Origin of the sequence: Paenibacillus plantiphilus, from assembly GCF_927798095.1 — a bacterium.
Lineage (GTDB): Bacteria > Bacillota > Bacilli > Paenibacillales > Paenibacillaceae > Paenibacillus_Z > Paenibacillus_Z plantiphilus.
On record NZ_CAKMMF010000007.1, the window covers coordinates 110,505 to 131,687 of the forward strand.

The 21,183-nt window shown below is 44.2% G+C and carries 20 protein-coding genes; 14 read left to right on the top strand and 6 right to left on the bottom strand.

From position 1 onward, the window contains the following. The first annotated feature begins 105 nt into the window (after positions 1–105). The 4 genes from L6H65_RS08150 to L6H65_RS08165 all read left to right on the top strand — a co-directional run bounded on the left by L6H65_RS08150 (position 106) and on the right by L6H65_RS08165 (position 8,334). Complete coding sequence (locus L6H65_RS08150) at positions 106–1,338, top strand: Fic family protein (RefSeq protein WP_236340003.1); 1,233 nt, start codon at positions 106–108, stop codon at positions 1,336–1,338. Positions 1,339–1,523: 185 nt separating this feature from the next. Further along, a complete protein-coding gene (locus tag L6H65_RS08155; RefSeq protein ID WP_236340004.1) occupies positions 1,524–5,294 on the top strand; it encodes an S-layer homology domain-containing protein in 3,771 nt (1,256 codons plus the stop codon). Between the two features lie 182 nt (positions 5,295–5,476). Further along, positions 5,477–7,207 carry a sensor histidine kinase gene (locus tag L6H65_RS08160; RefSeq protein ID WP_236340005.1) on the top strand — a complete coding sequence of 577 codons (1,731 nt, stop codon included), beginning with the start codon at positions 5,477–5,479 and terminating at the stop codon, positions 7,205–7,207. Further along, positions 7,207–8,334 carry a response regulator gene (locus L6H65_RS08165; protein WP_236340134.1) on the top strand — a complete coding sequence of 376 codons (1,128 nt, stop codon included), beginning with the start codon at positions 7,207–7,209 and terminating at the stop codon, positions 8,332–8,334. Before L6H65_RS08160 ends, L6H65_RS08165 begins: the two co-directional genes overlap by 1 nt. Positions 8,335–8,476: 142 nt before the next feature. Here L6H65_RS08165 and L6H65_RS08170 read toward each other — a convergent pair whose 3' ends face one another. The 3 genes from L6H65_RS08170 to L6H65_RS08180 form a co-directional block, all read right to left on the bottom strand. After that, positions 8,477–9,178, bottom strand: coding sequence for an MAE_28990/MAE_18760 family HEPN-like nuclease (locus L6H65_RS08170; protein ID WP_236340006.1), 702 nt, complete (start codon positions 9,176–9,178; stop codon positions 8,477–8,479). Continuing rightward, positions 9,175–10,242, bottom strand: a complete 1,068-nt coding sequence (locus tag L6H65_RS08175) for a DUF262 domain-containing protein (RefSeq protein WP_236340007.1) — start codon at positions 10,240–10,242, stop codon at positions 9,175–9,177. Before L6H65_RS08175 ends, L6H65_RS08170 begins: the two co-directional genes overlap by 4 nt. 244 nt (positions 10,243–10,486) lie before the next feature. Beyond that, positions 10,487–10,777: a DoxX family protein gene (locus L6H65_RS08180; RefSeq protein WP_236340008.1), complete on the bottom strand. Its 291-nt coding sequence runs from the start codon at positions 10,775–10,777 to the stop codon at positions 10,487–10,489. A 160-nt stretch (positions 10,778–10,937) separates the two neighbouring features. On the opposite strand from L6H65_RS08180, the gene L6H65_RS08185 reads away from it, so the two are divergent. The 6 genes from L6H65_RS08185 to L6H65_RS08210 all read left to right on the top strand — a co-directional run bounded on the left by L6H65_RS08185 (position 10,938) and on the right by L6H65_RS08210 (position 14,522). Beyond that, positions 10,938–11,348, top strand: a complete 411-nt coding sequence (locus tag L6H65_RS08185) for a GNAT family N-acetyltransferase (RefSeq protein ID WP_236340009.1) — start codon at positions 10,938–10,940, stop codon at positions 11,346–11,348. Positions 11,349–11,650: 302 nt separating this feature from the next. Further along, positions 11,651–12,604: a hypothetical protein gene (locus L6H65_RS08190; protein ID WP_236340010.1), complete on the top strand. Its 954-nt coding sequence runs from the start codon at positions 11,651–11,653 to the stop codon at positions 12,602–12,604. An 18-nt stretch (positions 12,605–12,622) separates the two neighbouring features. Continuing rightward, positions 12,623–12,910, top strand: coding sequence for a CD3324 family protein (locus tag L6H65_RS08195; protein ID WP_236340011.1), 288 nt, complete (start codon positions 12,623–12,625; stop codon positions 12,908–12,910). A gap of 142 nt (positions 12,911–13,052) precedes the next feature. Then, a complete protein-coding gene (locus L6H65_RS08200) occupies positions 13,053–13,307 on the top strand; it encodes an alpha/beta fold hydrolase (RefSeq protein ID WP_236340012.1) in 255 nt (84 codons plus the stop codon). A gap of 111 nt (positions 13,308–13,418) precedes the next feature. Continuing rightward, positions 13,419–13,976: a TetR/AcrR family transcriptional regulator gene (locus L6H65_RS08205; RefSeq protein ID WP_236340013.1), complete on the top strand. Its 558-nt coding sequence runs from the start codon at positions 13,419–13,421 to the stop codon at positions 13,974–13,976. 6 nt (positions 13,977–13,982) lie between these two features. Continuing rightward, on the top strand, positions 13,983–14,522 hold the full coding sequence (locus L6H65_RS08210; RefSeq protein ID WP_236340014.1) for a DUF2798 domain-containing protein: 540 nt from the start codon (positions 13,983–13,985) through the stop codon (positions 14,520–14,522). 192 nt (positions 14,523–14,714) lie between these two features. On the opposite strand, the gene L6H65_RS08215 is transcribed toward L6H65_RS08210, so the two are convergent. Together L6H65_RS08215 and L6H65_RS08220 are read right to left on the bottom strand one after the other, a co-directional pair. After that, a complete protein-coding gene (locus L6H65_RS08215) occupies positions 14,715–15,146 on the bottom strand; it encodes a hypothetical protein (RefSeq protein ID WP_236340015.1) in 432 nt (143 codons plus the stop codon). Further along, entirely contained in the window at positions 15,143–15,349 is a 207-nt protein-coding gene (locus L6H65_RS08220) for a helix-turn-helix transcriptional regulator (RefSeq protein ID WP_236340016.1), read from the bottom strand. The genes L6H65_RS08215 and L6H65_RS08220 overlap by 4 nt, the downstream gene beginning before the upstream one ends. Before the next feature lie 203 nt (positions 15,350–15,552). On the opposite strand from L6H65_RS08220, the gene L6H65_RS08225 reads away from it, so the two are divergent. Next, complete coding sequence (locus L6H65_RS08225; protein WP_236340017.1) at positions 15,553–15,795, top strand: anti sigma factor C-terminal domain-containing protein; 243 nt, start codon at positions 15,553–15,555, stop codon at positions 15,793–15,795. A gap of 170 nt (positions 15,796–15,965) precedes the next feature. On the opposite strand, the gene L6H65_RS08230 is transcribed toward L6H65_RS08225, so the two are convergent. Next, positions 15,966–16,613, bottom strand: coding sequence for a peroxiredoxin-like family protein (locus L6H65_RS08230; RefSeq protein WP_236340018.1), 648 nt, complete (start codon positions 16,611–16,613; stop codon positions 15,966–15,968). 179 nt (positions 16,614–16,792) lie between these two features. Between L6H65_RS08230 and L6H65_RS08235 the strand changes: the two genes are divergently transcribed. From L6H65_RS08235 to L6H65_RS08245, 3 genes are all read left to right on the top strand, one after another. Continuing rightward, the gene (locus tag L6H65_RS08235) at positions 16,793–17,395 is read left to right on the top strand and encodes a TetR/AcrR family transcriptional regulator (RefSeq protein WP_236340019.1); all 603 of its coding nucleotides are present in this window, start codon (positions 16,793–16,795) and stop codon (positions 17,393–17,395) included. A gap of 419 nt (positions 17,396–17,814) precedes the next feature. After that, positions 17,815–18,810: a zinc-dependent alcohol dehydrogenase family protein gene (locus L6H65_RS08240; RefSeq protein ID WP_236340020.1), complete on the top strand. Its 996-nt coding sequence runs from the start codon at positions 17,815–17,817 to the stop codon at positions 18,808–18,810. A 22-nt stretch (positions 18,811–18,832) separates the two neighbouring features. After that, a complete protein-coding gene (locus L6H65_RS08245; protein ID WP_236340021.1) occupies positions 18,833–21,079 on the top strand; it encodes an FAD-dependent oxidoreductase in 2,247 nt (748 codons plus the stop codon). The last annotated feature ends 104 nt before the right edge of the window (positions 21,080–21,183 follow it).

Below are 21,183 nucleotides of genomic sequence, written 5' to 3' on the forward strand. Positions count from 1 at the left end.
GCGCATTGTTAGAGGCCCCATTTAGAATACTTCATTTGAAATGAGGATATAATGGGTATATAATTTAAAAAACGTCCAATTTTTAAAAATAGAAGGGTGATCTTTGTGAAGTATGAAAAGTTATCTAAACTTTATTATAAATTGGATCATGAGTCTTTTGATAGGGAATTAAATAAAAGAAAAGATAGTTATGGCGGCTATCTGACAGCATTAATGATCAGGGGTTTTAGAAAAGGACAGCATACTACAGAATCATTTGAATTGTTTTATGTAAATACGTATGACTTAATGAATTTAAATAATGAGGTGTTATTGAATAGTTCCAAAATTTCATTGCTCATTAGTAAACTTCCTGATTTTGTAGTAAAACCTTATTTTGATAAGCTAATTATTAATGAGGCCCAAAGTAATAACGAAATCGAAGGAATTCGCAGTACAAAAAAGGAACTGCAAGAAGCTCTTAATGAGGTGGGAAAACCAGAGCCTAAAAATAAGAGATTTAAAGGCTTAATGAAAACGTATCGCTATATAGATCAAATTGGGTCTTTCGAGAATGTTCAAGATTTTAGAGGCTTATATGATAATTTGGTAGCAGATGAAATTAAATCAGAAGATAATCCAGACGGTGAATTATTTAGAAGTGGGCATGTTGAAATAAATAATGGTCATGTTACCACTCATATTGGTGTAAGCTCTGAAAAAAAAATTATTGAGGCATTAGCAGCACTTGTGAATTATTTGCAAAATGAATCACATCCTCCACTATATCGGTATATGGTTGCTCATTATTATTATGAATATATTCATCCATTCTATGATGGCAATGGACGAACAGGGCGATTGATTGTGGGGAGTTATTTATCTCGTTATTTAGAGAAGTATTCAGCTATAACATTTTCTTATGCTGTGAATAGAGACAAAGCAAAATATTATAAGGCATTAGAGGAAATAGCTTCTCCTTTAAATCGAGGAGATATGACTTTTTATTTAATTCATATGCTGGAATTACTCTCTGCTGGACAAAGGGGTATTATTGAGGATCTCGAAATTAACTTAATGAAGCTGGAGAGAATCAATGAATATATTATAAGCGATAGATGGAACAATTATAAAGATGAAAGAGACCTATTATATTTTATAGTTAGCATGCATGTATTTGTAACGGATAATATCATTTTATCTGTACAAGATTTAATGGAATTGTCCAATAAATCCAGACATATTATTAACAAAGTTATGGATTATTTAGTTCAAGAGGGTTACGTTGAGCTAGTAAGTAGAAAACCAAAATCATATAAAATTTGTGATGACTGCATTGAAAATATATTGTCTTCTTGAATCTTAGAAGCCCCTTCCCCTAAAACTGAGGGTAAGGGGCTTGTTTATTAGGATGAATTCAAGGCCAAAGGATATCTTTCATTATTCTTTCATTGGGCTCTGTTATATTGTTTTAAAGGTCATCGATTTCGTTCGTGGGCGCGGTGGCCCGCCAAGGTGAATACAGGAGCAGAAATGGGGATGAAATGTTGAAAAAGCAGTTAGCCATATTATTAATCGTTTTGCTTGCGGGAATGCCTTTTTTGGGTGCTTGGCCATTACGAGCCGAGGCCGCTTATACTTTCAGCGGCGGGGGGGATGGCAATCCCGGGAATCCCTACGTCATTCTGACGGCGGAGGATCTGGATAACATCCGAGGCAGCAGCTTGTTGTCCAAGCACTACAAGCTTGGAGCAGACATCGATCTGTCCCCGATAGCAAACTGGGTACCGATCGGAACTTCAAGCAGCCCTTTTGGCGGGAACTTTGATGGCGGTCACTATACGATCAGCAACCTGACCATCGATTCATCCGCGGATAGGGTAGGTTTGTTTGGGTTCGCTCAATCCGCTGACGCAGGTTCCACCACAACAACGATCAAAAATATGCGGTTGGAGAATGTGAATATTACGAGCCGTGGTTCAAATGCCAACGTTGGTGGATTGGCAGGGGCTACCGAAGCTTGGACCACAGTGGATCGTGTTTCTGTGAGCGGCACAATTACCGGCAAAGGTTATTCCGCTGGAGGTTTAACAGGGATATCGAGCAATATTGTGTCCAACAGCGACGCGCATGTTCATATAAACGGCGATTTCGGTCAGGCAGGGGGATTAACTGGGGCCAATGGCTCCAGCGTCACACAAAGCTATGCAACCGGCGATGTGAAAGTGACTGGCAACCAAAATAAAGCTGGGGGGCTGGTTGGATTTAAGTGGGCAGGGGGCATATCCAACAGCTATGCAACTGGCCGCATTGAAGCTAGCCATCCTGATAGCTCTGTAGGAGGGCTGATAGGGTATTACGGAGATACGATTACGAACAGCTATGCGTCGGGGACGTTGATTAAGGCTCCCGGAACCGGACACATCGGGGGCCTGATTGGTGATAGTGGTAGTATTTTCTCCTATACGATCAACAATTCATATTGGAATGCAACGGATAATCCGGGTCTGACCACTTTGGGAACAAAGCCTGGAGCGGGCGGGGCCCTTCAGAAATCTGATATGAAGGATATGATTACTTTAGGAGGCTGGAGCTCGACGATTTGGGGCATTGAGGAAGGGCTCAGCACCCCATATTTGAAGACATTCTCGCCTGTGTTAAGGGTCGAGCCTATTTCCACTACTTATAACACAGAGCCGGCGGGCAATGTGCTTCAGGTTTCGGGTCATGTCCGGGATGGAAGCATCGGCGAGCCGTTGAAGATTAGCATCGTGATACAAAATGATACGGATGCAATCGTGACCGATCATGTATATGAAATGCCAGCTACAGGCGACAAGGAAACATTTGACTGGCAAACGACGATCGATGATCAACGCTATCCGGAAGGAACGTATACACTGAGTATTACGGCGGAGGATACGGTAGCCGGACATGCACAACAGCAAACATTCTTATTCGACGTGCAGGATACAACCGCGCCGTCTGTGCCGATCATCACGAGCCCGACAGCGGGACAGGCGCTGGGGCTGTCTATGCCTGTGATCAGTGGAACGGCTGATACTGGAAGCACGGTGGCGATTGTGCTGGACGGCAGTGCGGCGGGAATGGCAACGACGGGTGCAAGCGGGGACTGGACATGGGTGCCGTCATCAGCGCTGAGCGAAGGCGCGCACACGGTGCAGGCGCGAGCGACAGACGCAGCAGGGAATTCGAGCGCTGCTTCGGCAGCACGTGCGTTTACAGTGGATACAATCGCACCGACGGCAGCCGTTTCCAGCGCTGGAGGCGCCGCCGTCAACGCACCTTTCCCCGTAACCATCGTCTTTAGTGAGGTGGTTCAGGGCTTTACGGAGAATGATATTGAGATCGAGAATGGAACCGTATCGAATGTGGCAACTGTAACCTCGACGACGTATTCGGCTACCGTTAGCCCGGCGACCAGCGGACAAGCAGTGAAGGTAACCGTAGCGGCAGGGGCTGTTACGGATGCCGTGGGCAATGCTAATCCGCAGTCCAACACATTGCTTGTCCAGTATGATACGACCAAGCCGGTTGCCGCATTTGGCAATTTTACGCATGGTCAACTGTTTCATATACCGCCTGCAACGGTTACCGTGTCTGTCTACGAGGCGGTATATTGGATTGTAGGAGGAGCCCAGATAAATGCAGGGAATGCACTGCCGCTCATCAGCATGGAGAAGGATGGCGCAGCATTTACAGACTATACGGCAAGCTTTGATCCGCTTGCACACGAATTCACCCTAAGTTTGAACGGTACAGTGGAAGATGGGGAGTATGAAGTAGTGGTAGCCGGGAATGTGGTGAGAAATGTATACCATAATAATCTCGATGCAGCGCGTGCAAGCTTTATTATCGATGGGACCCCGCCCGTGGCACCTGTATTCCTAACACCAGCGAACGGGCTGGCGGCGAATACGAGCACGCCGACGATCAGTGGAACAGCGGAAGCAGGAACAATAGTGACGATCAGGCTGGATGGGAACGCTGCAGCAACGGTAACGGCAGCAGGCAACGGCAGCTGGTCATGGACCCCAAGCGCTGTATTGACCGAAGGAGCGCATACGGTGAGCGTGAGCGCAACGGATGCAGCAGGCAATACGGGCAGCTTCTCGGTAGAGTATTCGTTTACGGTGGATACGCAGCCTCCGGTTATTGCACTTGCGGGTGCTGCTTCAATCGTTCTTACAGCCGGTGATCCCTTTGTTGATGCTGGTGCGACAGCTGCCGACAGCTTGGAGGGGAATTTACCGGTTACGACTACAGGGAACGTAGACAATCAGGTTCCAGGCACTTATACCTTGCAATATGATGCGCAGGATAGCGCAGGGAATGCTGCAGTACCCGTGACGCGCACGATACAAGTGAAAGCGAGAAGCGCGGGGAGCGGCAGCGTTCAGCTATCTAGTAATTCGAATCTCAAACAGCTTGTCGTGAAAGCTGGCGGAGATGAACTGAAGTTATCGCCGATATTTGCAGCAGAAACGACAAGCTATCGAGTTGAAACATCGGCAGCAGAGATATCGATAGAAGCAGCTTCGTCCGATGGCAAAGCCACTCTAACTCTAGGAGAAGCAACACTTGTTGGAGGGAAAACAGTCGCTCTTACTGAGGGGGACAATGTATTCGAGTTGATCGTCAAAGCGGAGAACGGCACGGTCAAGACCTACAGCCTGACGATTCACCGTCAGACAGAGCGTGTACCATCGCAAGGGGAAGGTCCAGCTTGTACGTTTCGTGACATCAAGGGTCATTGGGCAGAGCAACACATTTGTGAAGCCGCAGGAAAAGGGATTGTAAATGGCACCTCGGAGACGGAATTTACTCCGCAAGGACTCGTTACACGAGTAGAATTTGCGGCTATGCTGCTTCGCACACTAGGAGTTACTCCTGGCGCTGCTGCGGACAAGCTATCCTTCACCGATCAGGATGAGATCCCCGCGTGGGCAACAACTACGGTTAGCGATGCGGTAGAGATTGGCATATTGCAGGGTTACCCGGACGGTTCACTCCGCCCGCTGCAGACTGTGAATCGGTCAGAGATGGCTGCCATGATGGTAAGGGTCATGAAGTGGAATATTGAACAAGGACAAATAACCTCCTTTGCTGATGATGCCGATATTCCGAATTGGGCAAAAGGATACGTTTATGCCGCTGCAGAGCGAGGATTGTTGAATGGACGTGAAGGGAATCAATTCAGCCCATCTCAGCCAGCAACAAGGGCCGAAGCGGCAACGATATTATTGCGGCTGTGGCATGCTCTTGACGAGATGCCGGGCAAATCAAGGGAGTAGCCTATAAATGCAGCTTCAGGCTGGCCGGTGATGTCATTCTAAATGACATCACCGGCCAGCCGTTTTTTTGTCGAAATATGGAATGCCACGCCTTGCACCTCATGGTTTCGTATACTATATTGAGAGAAGCGATAATATAAAGCTAGTCATCATCTTACGCCAGACATAAAGGGATATGCATCATGAATTCCACTGTAGAGCTTGTCTTAATGATTGCTTCCGTCATCATGACGGGCATCATTTTATTCACTATATATGGGTTTAGAAGGGAACGTGGAGTAGGTTACCTCATCGGCATGGTCGTGTGTCGGATGATTTACTCAAGCAGTATCATTCTGGAGAAAAGCAGCTATTTATTCGTGGAAAAGCTGTTTTTTCGCAATATTCAGGTTACGGCGCTTAATTTAATGGTGCCTTTCTTTCTCCTATTCGTGTATCAGTTGATCGGCCGCGACAAGTTATTGAAATCTCGCTGGAAAATCATGCTTTTCACGGTATTTGCTCTCTGGTCGCTGCTGTCGTGGCTGGACCCTGTGCTTCATATGATCTATCGCACCATTGAGCTCGATAACGGACATTTAATGACGACGAGGACCGTCTATTCGGCCGCTTTCTCGATCACTTGTTACTCTGTGGTCGCTGCATGTCTTTATTTTCTATTTCAGTATGTATGGAATATCCGCAACGATTTTCGTAAGCCGGGGATGTTGATTCTTATTCTGAGCTCATTTCCGCTTGTTCTGGAGATTGCCAAGCTCATGAATCCTGAGTGGTCGTCCTGGCTGCTTCCTTTGTCGGTTTATTGTGGATTTACAGGTACATTGATGCTGGTTATTACACTGCGGATTAAATTTTTCTCAACGGTTCCGATTGCCAGAAATATTGTACTTGATACGCTTCAGGAAAGTATTGTGATCGCGAATGCGTCAGGCAAGATCATCGACAGCAATAAACAGGCTTCCAAATGGTTTGCGGAGATGGGCTATGCGGCTATTAATGGCCGGAATGTGGCGGAGCTATTGGAGCCTTGGCCGGAGTGGCATAAGCTGTGCAAGTCTATGCAGCAGGGACGCGTAGAGATTGATGCCTGGTTGGATGGAGAAAGAAAAATATACAGTGTGAACGTGTATCCGTTACGAGTACTGCGCAAGAAGGGACAGGGCAGCATTTCTCTTATCGTCGATATTACAGAGAAACAGCGGCATATGGAGCAGATTGCACAGCTCAACCAGTTGAAGGATCAGCTGTTTACGATCGTGTCGCACGATATTCGCAGTCCACTGGCGCTGCAGTATCAGCTTATTGAATTGCTGGAAGAAGACAGAGATCGTCTTGATCCTGATCACCGGGAAATCATTGTGACGTTAGGCGATCAGATTCGCAATACACTCGGGATGGCGAATAATTTGTTGGAGTGGTTTCGCAGCCAGAGGGAAGATATGGCGCTTCGTCCACAGGTGCTGGAGCTGTCTGAGGTTGTGGAGGATTGCCGTCATATGCTGCATATTAAAAGTGAGGCTAAACATATAACAGTGAATCATACGATTGCCTCAGGTACTCAGGTGTACGCTGACCGGGAAGCACTTGGACTCATTATCCGTAATTTGTTATCCAATGCTATCAAGTTTACTGGATTGGGTGGTTCAATCCAGATAGATGCCCAGTTATCGGGAGATATGGTGACCGTTTCGGTCCGCGATAACGGGACGGGTATGGAAGAGGAGCGGGTTCGTCAGCTATTTGCTGAGAAGGAGCTCCACTCATCGGCCGGCACCTTGGGAGAGAAGGGAGCGGGACTTGGATTGCTTGTAAGCCGACAGTTCGTAGAGCTAAGCGGCGGGAGATTATGGGCGGAGAGCAAAGCAGGACAAGGAAGCGTATTTCACTTCACTGTGAGAGGCGGAGCAGAGTGATGAGAGTCATCATCGTAGACGATGAGCCTGCCATGCTGCTTGCGATGAAGCGGCTGCTGTCGAATATGGAGGATGTGGAGCTTGCAGGAAGCTTCCGGAATGCGGCGGAGGCGCTGGACTTCGTTCGGGGTAGGGACGATGTGGATCTCGCATTTCTGGACATCCAGATCGCTGCGGACGATGGATTAGAGCTGGCCCGCAGCTTGCGCTCGATTCGCGCTAATCTTGACATCGTTTTTACAACCTCCCATGCGGACTATGCGATTCACGCTTATGACGTTTATCCATTGGACTATATGGTTAAGCCGATTTCCAGACAGCGCTTGGCTCAGACGATCGCTAGAGCGGCGGGAAGACGCAGCGTTGCTCCTTCTGGTGCTGGAAGCCATGGAGACCTCACGCCTCATCGGCTGACGGTTCGGGGACTTGGTTGCCTTGAGGCCAGCAGCAAGGAAGCGGGTGCAGTGAAATGGATTTCCAAGAAAAGCATGGAGTTGTTCGCGTATTTGCTCGTTCATCGAGGACGAAGTGTAGCCAAAGTCCGGATTCTGGCGGATATTTTCCCTGAGATGCCTCTCAAGAATGCGGAGACGTATCTCAATACGGCGGTCTATCAGCTTAGAAAAGCGTTGTCGCTGCATGGGGGCAAAGAGATGATCCTGTCCTCACAGGAACAGTATCGGATAGACCTGGATCAAGCAGATGTCGATTTTATTCAGTTCGAGCAGGGCGTGGAGCGATTATCCGCAATCCATACAGCTAATGAAGCGGCGGCAATAGAGCTGGAGAAGCTATTTGCAGGCGAGCTACTAGAGGACAAATCTTATGTGTGGGCAACGGCAGAACGTGAGCGATTGGCAATTATATACGATTCCTATGCGAAGCGTCTTGCAAGCTGGCTGCTGTCTGTGAAGCGGTATAGAGAAGCAGCGCGAATTGCGAGAAGACTGGTGTCCCGCAATGAATTTGAAGAAGCGTCAGCTCTTCTGTTGCTGCAAATATTCGGAGCGATGGGAGATCGACAGTCCCTCCACAATTATTGTGAGCATTATACACAATTACTGCGTCAAGAGCTCGGCCTGCAGCCCTCGGAGAAATTTCGCCAGCTCTACGAACAATATAAGTGAACGCCTCCTCGTGGGTCGAGGGGGTGTTTTTGTAGCTGTGGGCTGGGAGGCAGGCATATTCGGCTTGCTTGTGATATGGTGAACCTTATCATAAGTAAAGGAGATTTGAACTGAAATAGCCAACTGGCTATTGAATAAATAACTAAATTGGTACCAAAATTGAAGTACTCATAAATTTTTTGTTAGAAAAATAGTCTCTTGTATTTTCCATGTAGAGTATAAAATAATCCAAGATACTATCTTTTAGTTCGACTATTTTTGAAAACAAAATATCTCTACTGCATTCTTTATAGCTTAGACTACCGTGCGCTAAATCATTTCTAATTGTTTTAATTCTTAGTAGTTCAACTTCTTCTCTATTTCTCTTTACTTCTTCTATTCCATATAAATTCCCTAACTTCACAATAGCTCTGTGATCTATATTTCCAGAAATAAGACCTTTTCTATATTTAGTGAATTCGGCATATGAGAAATCAGTAATAAAATTATTATGAAATTCTAAACGAGTACAGTATAAATTTCGCAAATTCAATTTTTGATCATCTTTAATGTTGTTGAATCCATCTTTACAGATTAGAAAGTCAATATAAGTTGATTTAATGGCTCCATTTAAATCTAAAAACTTTAAAGACTCACTTAGAATTTGTTCGTGTAATAGCAATATTGTACTTTTAACAATACACTCTGAGAGATTATACAGCATTAAAAATATGTTTGATTTCAATACGTTACTATTTTTTACAGAGATATCATTTATATTCGTTCCAATATAACTTGTGTAGGTTTCTATATAATCAACTCTATCATTGAATATCTCTTGCAGATCATTATATGAATAAATCATATATAAGAATTCTCCAAAAGGCTATCTTTCATGTAATTTATTCTTTGTAATAATCTATCTGGTGTGTGCGTTTTATACTTACCAGAAATCATATTATTAAATGTTGAATCATTTATGATAGAGTTTATTTTATTTTCAGAAATCTTTAAGTTGGGTCTTTGCTTTAATGCTAAAGCTATTCCAACCGATATAGCTTCAAAATATACTCTAGAGACTTGTTGATAACTATTTTTAGAAAAGCCATATTTAAAATGTTTTTCTACAAAAGAAATCATATTAGTAAAGATTAGTGTTTTATCGTTTGCTTCTTTATCAGAAAATGTATTGTTTTTCTTAATAAAATAGTTATCTAAAGTCCTTGCAATTCCTTGATAGTCAGGATAATTTGGATATAAGTCCACCAATGCAAAAAACCTTAAGATTAATTCTTCATGTTCTTGTCGTTTAATCCAAGATTCATGAACGGGTGCTACTTTTTTAAAATCCTCATTTTCTCCGCACACTTTAAATATAAAATCACTAAATTGTCCCCAATAGATCCCTTTTCGACTTTCCATTCGAGTAAGCAATTCACTCCCTCGATTAATTCTCTCAAACATATCATTTTTAACTGTATCAGTAGTATCCTCGGATAAAACTATTGTTCTAACTGCAATATTCCTAAACTTGCGCTGTCTTGTTGCATCCAAGTCTTTAAAGCAAAGATTATTAAGATAACTTAGCTTTTGTAAATCGGTCAGTTTTATTTTATTATTTAAGAATGCAGCAAGAGTGCGAATACGTTGAGACCCATCCACTATTTCTAATCTTCCATCTGAATTTTCAGCTAAAAATAATATAGGAATTGGTAATCCTAGGATTAGGGATTCAATAAATTTGGATTGCTTTTCATCATCCCATACAAATTCTCTCTGATATTCAGGTACATATATTTCATTTTTGTCTGCTTCTAATCCTGTTTCATATTTTTGAACCCAGATTTCAATTGTAAATTCACGTGTGTCATAGTCGACAGTTTTTCTTTCATCATTAATTTGTTTTTCTATACGTTCTAAGTTAAACAAGAAAAGAACCTCCCTTAATCACGATAAAATACTATTTTTATTATATATTATTTATGAAAAAATTGGAAACTAATTATTGTACATTCATTCAAATCTCCTTTAGATACACCACGGTGAACCGTATCACAAATAACGGCAAATTTATGAGCAAAGTGAGTTGCTCTTACAAGTAAAAGTAGTTAACCATTGATCTAACAGGTGGAGGATCATGATTGCGATTTGCTAACCAAATTAAAACATCGGCTTAAAAACGACTGCTCGCAACAATTACAGCTATCGCGATGAAGACGATATTCACGCCGATTTCCCGATATTCCTTGCGTTTAATATGGAAAAGGGCACCACAAAGGACGATCACGGCAAGTCCGGTTGCGGCAATTGGCGTTAACACAGGTGCGATATTCGTCGCGTGAGGCAGTATGATTCCAAGTGCACCCAATAATTCTGCTAACTCGATAAGGACCACAAGCGCTTTTGGAACGTCTTTTACCCATCCCCAAGTCTCTTTGGCTTTTTCATACTGAAACGCCTTCAACCAGCCTCGTTACCCACTAAAGGTATAATAGTCTCTACGAGGCAACTCAAGGGAGTAGGCACTTTAACTAAACATAGTAAATAAAAAGTTACTTTAACAAAGCAAAGGGGGGGGGGTTATAATAGTTTCAAGTGTTATTTGACATAAGGGGGAACTAGCAATGAACATTTCTTTTGCAAATGATTCAGACTTTGAATACATAAGAGGCCGTGACCATCATATTTCAGAGAGCCTCATACTGGTAAAAATAAAGGAAAATGAAATATATATACTACGGAACCGAGATGGAAGTAATATCGGATGGATGAGGTACGGTTATTTTTGGGACAATATACCTTTCATGAATATGATTTGGGTAGATGAACAATTTCGAGGCACGGGTGTTGGAAATAAAGTTGTTCTCTTCTGGGAAGAACAAATGAAACAAAAGGGCTTCAAAATGGTTATGACATCCACCCAGGCTGATGAAGGAGCACAACATTTTTATAGAAAGCTTGGCTATCAAGATGCTGGATGCCTATTACTTGATACTCAACCATTGGAAATTCTCCTTACCAAGAAGTTGAATTAACGGCAAACGTTAGTGTGATTTTTCAAAGAAAGGGCCATCCCGCTAAGGATGGCCCTAAAATTTGCCGCTTCAGTCAATGCGGTGAACGGTATCATAAATACAGGCAGGCTTTTCTGGTGAGTTGATTGTGTTACATGATTTTTGGAAGCCTGCTCTTTTTAGCACTCTGTTCAGGCTGTAGGGGCAGTGGTTGATTATTTAAATAAAAGTCTGAAAAAAAGTGAATCTTTCACTTTTTTATAATAAATGACATGATGTATGTAAGAGCTGAAAAATATAACAGGATGATGGAGGCGATAGTCATGTCATCGCAATACCGTGTTAGGGAGTTCTGTGAGGATGACGATTTCGAGAGCTTTAACCAACTTGTGTGGGATGAGCATATAAGAAGAGGTAAACGAAACGGTGTAAAAATCAAGGATGATTTCTCTATTGACTACAGTCAAAAGATTATCAGCAAAGAACAGTATTTTTCTAATGATGATTCGTCTTATCCCATAAACAAAGGATATGTCCTTGAATCTGGTGGAGAGACTGTCGCTATATTGACAACTACCCTAGAGTTAGAAGGGAGAAATGGCACAATCCATAAGCTTGGAATTAAAGAGGGGTCAGAGGTATCATTAGAACCTTTGATAAATGCATGCAATACATATATTCAACACAATGGAGGAGATACAGTCTACTGTTATTCCGAAATATTGCCTGGTCAAATTCATAATGCAGATATAGATTTTTGGGTCAATTATGGATTTAAACCAGAGCCATACTATGCGCAATGGGTTGTGATGAATGATTTTTTTAAGTGGCAACCACCCGTGGATCTCGAAGTTGACAGGGTACTGCCAGCAAATGATTTTGACATCGATAATATTTTAGAAATTCTTGAGGAAGATGGGGAGAGATATATTGCTGAGAATATCAGATATGAATTTTCTGAAGTGACCCCTGAGCATGTATTTATTAAGCTATGCAATATAGATGGAGAGATTGATGGTGTTGCGTATTATAAAGTGAATCGAGACAGAGGCACGAATACGCTCGGTATACATATTCGGCCTAAAGCAAACGATCAAAGCCATTATTATGAGATCCAGCGATTCGTCCGTTGCACGTTAATGTCCATGAAACAGTTGAACCTATCCTACGTGGGTACACGAATGTCATCAAGGAATTTATTGAGTATTATTGCCTTGTGTGCGGAAGGATTTTCATTAGCACCTATCGGGACGGTCGTGCTCCATAGATCAGTGTAGAGACGGGAGCAGAGGCCTATGAAGAAATATGTTAACGCTAAAGACATACTTCCTGCGCAACTGGTAGAAGAAATTCAAAGGTACGTTGATGGCACTCACTTGTATATACCGCAAAAGTTACGCAAGAGTTGGGGGAGTGAGTCAGGTGCAAGGCAACAACTCGAAATACGAAATTTGGAAATTCAAGTCTCATTTCAATCAGGTATTGGTATTGAAGTCTTAGCCCCGAAATATGGTCTGAGCGAGGAAAGAATACGCTCAATTGTTTATGCTAAAACCAAGGGAACCAGACAGGATAAAGAATGATAGTTCAGTGGTGTTTATATCTAAAGAAAAGACCATCCTTTGCAGTAAGGATGGTCTTCTTCAAAACTTGCCGTTACAGACAGTATTGAATGACAAGTCTTGTTGCGAGGAGAGGGTGTGGCAATGGAAATAAGGAAGTTCCATGAATCGGATATACTGGGGCACTGAAGATTGGGAAGTTGATGAATTTGCTTTGGATGAAGATGTTGTGTCGACCCTTTCCGATATACAACCTACTTTCTTTTATCATAGCCGTGACGATGAAATAGTGCCGTTTACTCACCTGAATCTGTACGCAGAAAGATTTCCGCAGGCAATCATTCGCGAGTTTGACGGGCGTGGGCATCAGTTCAACAACGACTTGTTTGAAGTTTCTCAGGATATTAAGAGTCTCTGAGCGAAAGTATTACGCGGTGGACTTAGGGAACAAAAAATTACTTACATCAGTGAAGACAATTTTGTTATACTAACAAACAGACCGGTTGGTATGTTGGGAGGATACATGAATGTGAATACAAAATCGCTAATGATTGATACTGCTACAATCCTTTTTCAGCAAAAAGGCTACAAAAGTGTAGGACTGAGTGAAATCTTAAGGGCCTGCAACGTTACAAAAGGGGCGCTCTATCATCATTTTCCCAATGGCAAAGAAGAGCTGTTAATTGCTTGCTTACAGGCTTTGAACGAAGAAATCATGACAGATATTGAGGGTATTTTCAGAGCGCATGCATTATCTAAGGAAGCCATACAAGCGATAATTGAAAAGTTAATTCACAACTTGGAAACTGACGGAACGATTACCGGATATACATTCAGCAGCATTGTCAGTGAAATGGCTACGGTGAGCGAACCTGTCCGCCATGCATGCAGTGCGCTTTATGAAAACATTCAACATATTTACTGTGAGAAGCTTGTAACTGAAGGCTTCTCGAATGAATCAGCTTCCGATATTGCATGGTTGATGACAGCTTCGATTGAAGGTGCGATGATGCTTTGTTTAACGCAGAAATCAACCGATCCTTTGAAAATGATTGCCAGGCGATTACCGCTTTTATTGAGGGCTTAATAAAGCATGGCTGAAATTAGCTTTTTTGAAAGGAAGAAAACAATGAATCAAGAAACAAGATTGCCAAGAAACGCGAAGGAGGGCGCATTGTACGGTGCAATTATATGTACACTGACAGTACTGCTAATGACGACATTAAATGTCACTCTAGCTGTTGGGGAATTCAATAAAGACGCTGTGTTAACGATTCTTAAATCACTGCCGATTTTTTGGGTTATTGTCATGATTATTGAACCAGTCCTAATTGGTCGCCTTGCAGAAAAATTGGTCAGGAAGTTTACGGAACCAACGGACAGTTTCAATGCCCGGATTTTATTCCGTATCTTATTCACTGTACTAGGAATGTCAGCCGTTATGACGCTTATTGGTGAAATTATAGGGAACGGCTTTCATTCTGAAATTTTTAGCAGCTTCTTAACGAATTGGCCAAGAAATTTCTTAATTGTATTGATCGCTGAGATTGCAGTCATTCAACCTATTGCACGATTCGCGATGGTAAAGCTACATGCTTCCCAAGACAAAAAATCAAGTGGTGTGCTGATGTAACGGCGCCGCGTACAGGTTCCAGCGCGCGGTGGAGCGGTACGGGTGTGCTTGGCAAGAGAAGACGGTGTGCATGACTAAGTCGACGTCGAATAATCCCCGTCTCATATGGAGACAGGGATTATTCGGCATTCACTGACTTCCTCACATGAGCGAGTAGGGGAATTTAAGCTGGCCGAGCGTACATGAATTTCATTACATCTCTTTAAAGTACTTGAATCGGTAATAAACGCCATATCCAATGATAAACGTATAGGCACAAACCAATAGCAATACCATTGTTAAATCTATATCCATCAAGGCCAATGCTGTAATCAAGGCTCCAAACACAAAAACCATCATGTCATATGCTTTCGCTTTTGCCCGATTAGCGATTGCCAGATTACGCTCATCGTTCTTCTCGATCTCTAGCTGCTTTGCGGCGGCGGGATCATGCTTCTTCGCGAATTGGAGCATTATTTCTCCCATACCGTGACCGAACAAGCCAGAGCCAAGTCCAACGCAGATATAAGGCAACGCTCGCAGCAAACCTTGTGGATCTTCAATTGTTTTGATGAAGTACAGACCGACTGCTAGTATTGCTACGCCTACAACGGTAATCAAATAAGACGAAACCGTTTTGTTCATACATTGTCATCCTCCTCGTAAATAAAGATTTCTTCGATACTCATACCGAAAAAACGGGCAATCTTGAACGCTAAAAGGATCGATGGGTTATAACGACCGTTTTCCAGCGAACCGATTGTTTGCCTTGACACTTCAAGCGCCGCTGCTAATTCCTCTTGCTTAATTCCGCGTTGCTTGCGGATTTCTTCCAAACGGTTATTCAATGCGTTCACCCTCCTCATGGAAAGCTAGCTTTCCACAAGAAGAGCATATCGTGCAACGCGATCAATGTCAAGCATGCTTTCCATTTTGGTGGTAGCTTATTCGGTAATTAGTTTTATTGCAATCTTGAGTCATGCATAACATATTTTTTAAACCTGTAAACTTTTTATTGAGCATAACGTTGTATGGGGGAGGGAGGAGAGACATGGGCAAACAAACAATGAATGAATTTTTGCAGCGGGTAGGGACCATTCGAGAAAGTAACAATTTCGAGTGGGAAGCAGACGAGGTATACCAATCATTAGTGGGGGAAGATGGAGCTTTGGATAAAGGGGATGTGAAAATTATTGGAGCCGTAGTAACTGGAACGACAGAGCAACTGAAGTCATTACAAAAGCAAACCTATATTAAAGCCTCCACATTCGGGGTAATATCGGATCGAAAATAAGGAAGGCACGACGGAATGCGGTTCCAGCAAAACAGTCTGACTAAGTCAACGTCCAAATAATCCCCATCTCATACGGAGACAGGGATTATTTGGTGTCCCTGGCTTCAACATGTGAGCAGGGGAACAAGAATAGGCATCGGACGTGGTCCTCAAATTTGGCGATTTCAAGCTTAGAGCTGTTTTAATCGATCGAGAATGACTTGGGGTTCCAGTCGCTGCATGAAATCCGGGTTCACATAAGCCAAGCGGATTACGCCGGACTTGTCGATTATGAATGTCGAAGTAAAAGGAAGAATCCAGCGGTTGGCGGCGTTGTATTCCATCAGATTCAGCTTGAATTGATTCGTCATAATCTCCTGTATAGAAGGCGGAACGTCGTACAGCAGATTATAGAGGGCGGCCGCCAGACCATTCGTGTCGCTGAGGACGTGGAAGCGAAGCTCCTCCTTTTCTTGCTGGGAGAGCGTATTGTCCGGACTTTGCGGGCTCACAGCAATCAATTGACCACCGAGCGCTTCAACTTCCGGCAAAATGCTTTGGTAAGCCCGCAGCTGCATATTGCAGAAGGGACACCACCCTCCGCGATAAAAGGTTAACACGACCGGCCCATGGGAAAGCAGCTCGAACAGATTCACAGGGACGCCTGCCGAATTGTTCAAGGTAAAGTCTTGCGCCTGCTGCCCCTCTTGCAAGCCGTACACCAAGCCCGATTGCTGCTGCTCACGAATCAAGCGGAAGATTTCGTTGTGAACGTCCACGGGCGTTTTGGCCACAAATTGTGTTTTTGCTTCATCCAGCATCTGATTCAATCGCATCATCCATTCTCCTCCTACTGTTGGGTTGTTCGTCCCCATTGCTCGTGTCTCTATATGAAGCAGATTTCAAAAAAGATACCGATCGGTATCTTTAATATAACATAAGGACCCCCTTATCGAAAGTAAATTTTTATTTGATATAATGAAAGCAATCATTCCACATGTGCGTAGGGGGATTCAGCATGCTAAAGGGAGAAAACACCCGCAAAAATATTATCGCGAAGTCTGCCGAGCTGTTTAACCAGAGAGGTTATGCGGGATCGTCCTTGTCGGACATTACAGAGCTAACAGGCATTAAGAAAGGCGGCATTTACCGCCACTTCGCCAGCAAGGACGAAATCGCCGTTGAGGCTTACCAATATGCAGGCAGCATCGTGAATCAAACCATCAAAGAGGCACTTGAGCAGCAATCAACTGCTATGGGCAAGCTACTTGTCTATCTGCAGGTGTATGCAAACGTAGTGGAAGCTCCTCCTTTTATAGGCGGCTGCCCGCTGCTAAACCTGGCTACCGAGAGCGACGATGGCCATCCGATTCTACGTGCACAAGCTCGGCAAGGGCTGGAGCGCACGTTGGACAACATGAAAGCGATCATCTCGGAAGGCATTCAATCCGGTGAATTCAAAGCGAATCTTGATATCGATGCACTAGCAACCTTTACGTTATCCGTCATGGAAGGCGGCATCATGCTCAGCAAGCTGGAGGGCGACAATCGGCATGTTCGAATGAATATCGAGAGTTTGACGACGTACTTGAAAGGGATGTGCTTGCGCGACAAGGAGTAAGCCAATACCGAACGTCGTAAGATATAGTTGGCATCCTAACGAATACAAAGTATGAAGCATGCCTAAGAGTACTAGTATACGCTCAGACAGAAAGCAGCCGATTGCGGCTGCTTTTTATTTTGCTGCGCGTCTAGTCAAACCGAGCATAACTAGCCGGTGTGAGCCTGCTCGTGGTAAGGCCCAAGCCGGCACAAACAGAATTCAGTATGAAATAGTACATTTCAGCCCGATTAGTCCATGTCAGTTCAACAATGGATATGTTATTTTTTATCACAAGGCAGCATGCGAGACTAAGGAGGGTTGATATCATGTATGACATCGTTGCACATGGCGAAGTATGAATTGATTTCCCCCATTAGGTCAGACGTTCAGCAGAACACTTTATAGCTCAGACTAGTGTATCGAAGAGGTGAAGAAAATTGAGGGCGCTTGTGATCGAACAGCCGTTTCAAGCCAGTATTCAGGAAGTGGAATATCCGATGCCGGGAATGAATGAAGTGACCATCAAGGTGGAACGAACGGGGATATGTGGAACAGATATTCATATTTATGAAGGGACGTATATGTCGTCCTATCCACTCATTCCGGGGCATGAGTTTTCTGGTGTCATTCATGAGATCGGCCCGAATGTAACGGGATATTCAGTGGGCGACAGCGTTAGCGCAGATCCCAATATATTTTGCGGTCATTGTGAATATTGCCAAACCCATAGGTCCAATCAATGCTTGAATTTTGCGGCAACAGGTGTAACCAGGCATGGAAGCATGGCAGAATATGTCCGGGTTCCAGCCAATACGCTTATTAAGCTGCCCGACTCTATGACATTCCAGCAAGGGGCCTTCATTGAGCCAATGGCGTGTGTCGTTTATGCGATGAATCGGTTGCAGGTTCAAGCCGGCAATAGAGTCATCTTGTTCGGTGCTGGTGCAATGGGACAACAATTAGTACAGGCGATCTCAAGATCAGGAGCATCAGAGCTGGTTGTGGTCGATATCTCTTCATCCAAGCTGGAAATTGCTGCGCAGTTCGGGGCAACCCAAACGGTATTGAGCGATGAGCTCGATACACATCTGTCCGGGCAGACCTTCGATATCGTTGTGGAGGCAACCGGTATTTCTTCGGTGATCCAAAGCGCCTTCTCCTATATGGGGCCTGCTGCAAAATACTTGCAATTCGGAGTAGCCGACAGTGAGGTTACGGTTCCTCTGAATCCATTCAAGCTTTTCAATAAGGATTGGACCATTCTAGGCTCTATGGCTGTTCATTATACAACAATTCCTGCGATGAGATGGATCAGCGAAGGACGTATCCAAGTCGATCATTTGGTTTCGCAGACGATCTCATTGGAGCAAGCGCTCGACTTTTTTGAACAGCCGAAGGACAGAGATCTTCTGAAGACACAAATTCAACTTTAGTATAGATAACGGAGTGAAAACAATGAGATACGAACACGTTCAGTCAGATGTTACTGTAGTGGGCGGCGGGCTTTCAGGAGTAAGCGCAGCTGTAGCGGCTGCCCGCTTGGGGAAGAAAGTAGCCCTTATTCAGAACCGTCCGGTTCTGGGAGGTAATTCGAGCAGTGAGATGCGGGTTTGGGTCGTTGGAGCAACAGGTCATGGCGTCAATCGTTATGCTAGAGAGACTGGCATTCTAGGTGAAATGTTTGTAGAAAATCAATATACGAACCCTGAGGGGAATCCGTATTATTGGGACCTCATCGTTCTGGAGAAGGTGCGTCATGAGCCTAATATCCAATTGTTCTTAAATACGGATGTCCATGAGGTTGAGGCTGAGGGTGATGAGTCAAACCGTCATATTCAATCAGTTACAGGCTGGATGATGGGCTCTGAACGTAAAATTCGCTTCGAAAGTCCCGTTTTTCTAGATTGCACAGGTGACGGCTTAATCGGTTTTCTGGCTGGGGCCAAATATCAAATTGGTCGAGAAGCCAAGCACGAATATAACGAAGCGTGGGCTCCTGATGTGTCGGACAATATTACGCTCGGGAGCACACTGCTGTTTTATACCAAGGATGCTGGGCGCCCTGTGAAGTTTGTTCCGCCAAGCTTTACGAAAGATATTACGCAGACGCCGATTCCGATCAAAAGGATATTGAACAGCGGAGATTCCGGCTGTCATTATTGGTGGATTGAGTGGGGGGGAGAAGAGGAAATAGACACCCTTCATGATAATGAACGGATACGTGATGAATTATGGTCTGTCATTTATGGAATATGGGATTATATTAAAAACTCCGGCAAATTCGAAGCGGATACGATGACCTTGGAATGGGTTGGCAGCATGCCAGGGAAACGGGAATACCGCAGATTCAAAGGGGATTATGTACTCAACCAGAACGATCTGGAACAACAAACTCAATTTGAAGATAATATAACCTACGGAGGCTGGTCGATTGACCTGCATCCGCCTGAAGGGATGTATGCCGCTGATTACACGTCCCGGCATTACCATGCGGATGGAATCTATCAAATTCCATATCGCACCCTTTACTCCGTCAATGTAGATAACCTGTTATTCGCAGGCAGAAACATTAGTGCGACACAAATTGCCTTTGGATCATCACGAGTAATGGGTACATGTGCTTCTGTAGGTCAAGCGGCGGGAACCGCTGCAGCGCTTTGTGTGGATCACAAGGCTACCCCTCGGGAGATTTATGAGAAGCATTTGAAGCAATTGCAGCAAATCCTCCTATGGGAAGATGCGTCTGTTATTGGGATTAAGAACGATGATCCTGCAGATCTTGCACTTCAGGCGGAGGTTGTTGCCTCCAGCTATATAAGCCGTCTTGCAGTTGAGTCGGCAGATGAAGCATTCGAGCTCGCAACAGATGTCGCCTTCTTGCTGCCTGTAGATCCTGGCATAGAGAGCATACAAATTCTGTTAGACGCTGCTGAAGACACAACCGTTGAGGTTGAGGTCTGGGATACAGGAAGACAGGAAAATTACATCCCTTATCAGCTCCAGGTGGGAGATGTCCAAACCGCTAAGAAGGGCAGCAAACAATGGGTAGCATTCAACCTCCCGTGGAAACCGGAAAATGCGCAGAATGCCTTCGTGGTAATAAAGGAGAATCCGAGTGTATCCGTATATCTGTCTCACCAGCCAATGAGCGGAGTGCTCTCATTCATTAAGGAAAAAGCGCTGAACGTCGCTCGTGGAATGGAGTCGCTCAACCAGGATCAGCTAGTTGTGAAATGGAATATGAAACGTGTCGTGCGCAAACCATTCTGCTTCCGTTTAGGAAATGAAACAAAGGCCTTTGAGCCTGCAAAAATTATAGATGGTTACCAGCGTCCTTATGGTGGAGCGCATATGTGGCTTTCAGGGCATTCCAACGATGATGCGTGGATTGCATTGCGATGGGACCAGGAAGTGACATTCAATGAAATTCACATCACCTTTAATGATGATGTGAATGAAGATCTCATTAACCTCCATCATCATCGGACTGAATTCGATATTATTCCGGAATTGGTTAGGGATTATCGGCTGGAGGTATTGGAGAAGGATAACTGGAGCATTCTGTTTGAAGTGAAAGGCAACAGGCAGCGGAAAAGAAAGCATATCGTAGAGAACGGTGTGCAGACGAAGCAGTTAAGGCTTGTTGTGGAACAAACCAATGGGACATCCTATGCCGAGGTCGTCGAAATCCGGGTTCGTTAAGCTCGTAAATATACAGCAATAAGCCAAGCAAGGCTGCCCCGAGACGGGCAGCCTTGTTTATTACGTCCAAGCTCCAAGCGTAGGTAATGCCCTGAACGGCCCCT

Bases quoted from the DNA above. Each gene is read 5' to 3' on its own strand.
- L6H65_RS08155 (WP_236340004.1), top strand. From the start codon at position 1,524: ATGTTGAAAAAGCAGTTAGCCATATTATTAATCGTTTTGCTTGCGGGA.
- L6H65_RS08160 (WP_236340005.1), top strand. From the start codon at position 5,477: ATGAATTCCACTGTAGAGCTTGTCTTAATGATTGCTTCCGTCATCATG.
- L6H65_RS08165 (WP_236340134.1), top strand. From the start codon at position 7,207: ATGAGAGTCATCATCGTAGACGATGAGCCTGCCATGCTGCTTGCGATG.
- L6H65_RS08170 (WP_236340006.1), bottom strand. From the start codon at position 9,178: ATGATTTATTCATATAATGATCTGCAAGAGATATTCAATGATAGAGTT.
- L6H65_RS08185 (WP_236340009.1), top strand. From the start codon at position 10,938: ATGAACATTTCTTTTGCAAATGATTCAGACTTTGAATACATAAGAGGC.
- L6H65_RS08190 (WP_236340010.1), top strand. From the start codon at position 11,651: ATGTCATCGCAATACCGTGTTAGGGAGTTCTGTGAGGATGACGATTTC.
- L6H65_RS08195 (WP_236340011.1), top strand. From the start codon at position 12,623: ATGAAGAAATATGTTAACGCTAAAGACATACTTCCTGCGCAACTGGTA.
- L6H65_RS08200 (WP_236340012.1), top strand. From the start codon at position 13,053: ATGAATCGGATATACTGGGGCACTGAAGATTGGGAAGTTGATGAATTT.
- L6H65_RS08210 (WP_236340014.1), top strand. From the start codon at position 13,983: ATGGCTGAAATTAGCTTTTTTGAAAGGAAGAAAACAATGAATCAAGAA.
- L6H65_RS08215 (WP_236340015.1), bottom strand. From the start codon at position 15,146: ATGAACAAAACGGTTTCGTCTTATTTGATTACCGTTGTAGGCGTAGCA.
- L6H65_RS08225 (WP_236340017.1), top strand. From the start codon at position 15,553: ATGGGCAAACAAACAATGAATGAATTTTTGCAGCGGGTAGGGACCATT.
- L6H65_RS08230 (WP_236340018.1), bottom strand. From the start codon at position 16,613: ATGATGCGATTGAATCAGATGCTGGATGAAGCAAAAACACAATTTGTG.
- L6H65_RS08235 (WP_236340019.1), top strand. From the start codon at position 16,793: ATGCTAAAGGGAGAAAACACCCGCAAAAATATTATCGCGAAGTCTGCC.
- L6H65_RS08245 (WP_236340021.1), top strand. From the start codon at position 18,833: ATGAGATACGAACACGTTCAGTCAGATGTTACTGTAGTGGGCGGCGGG.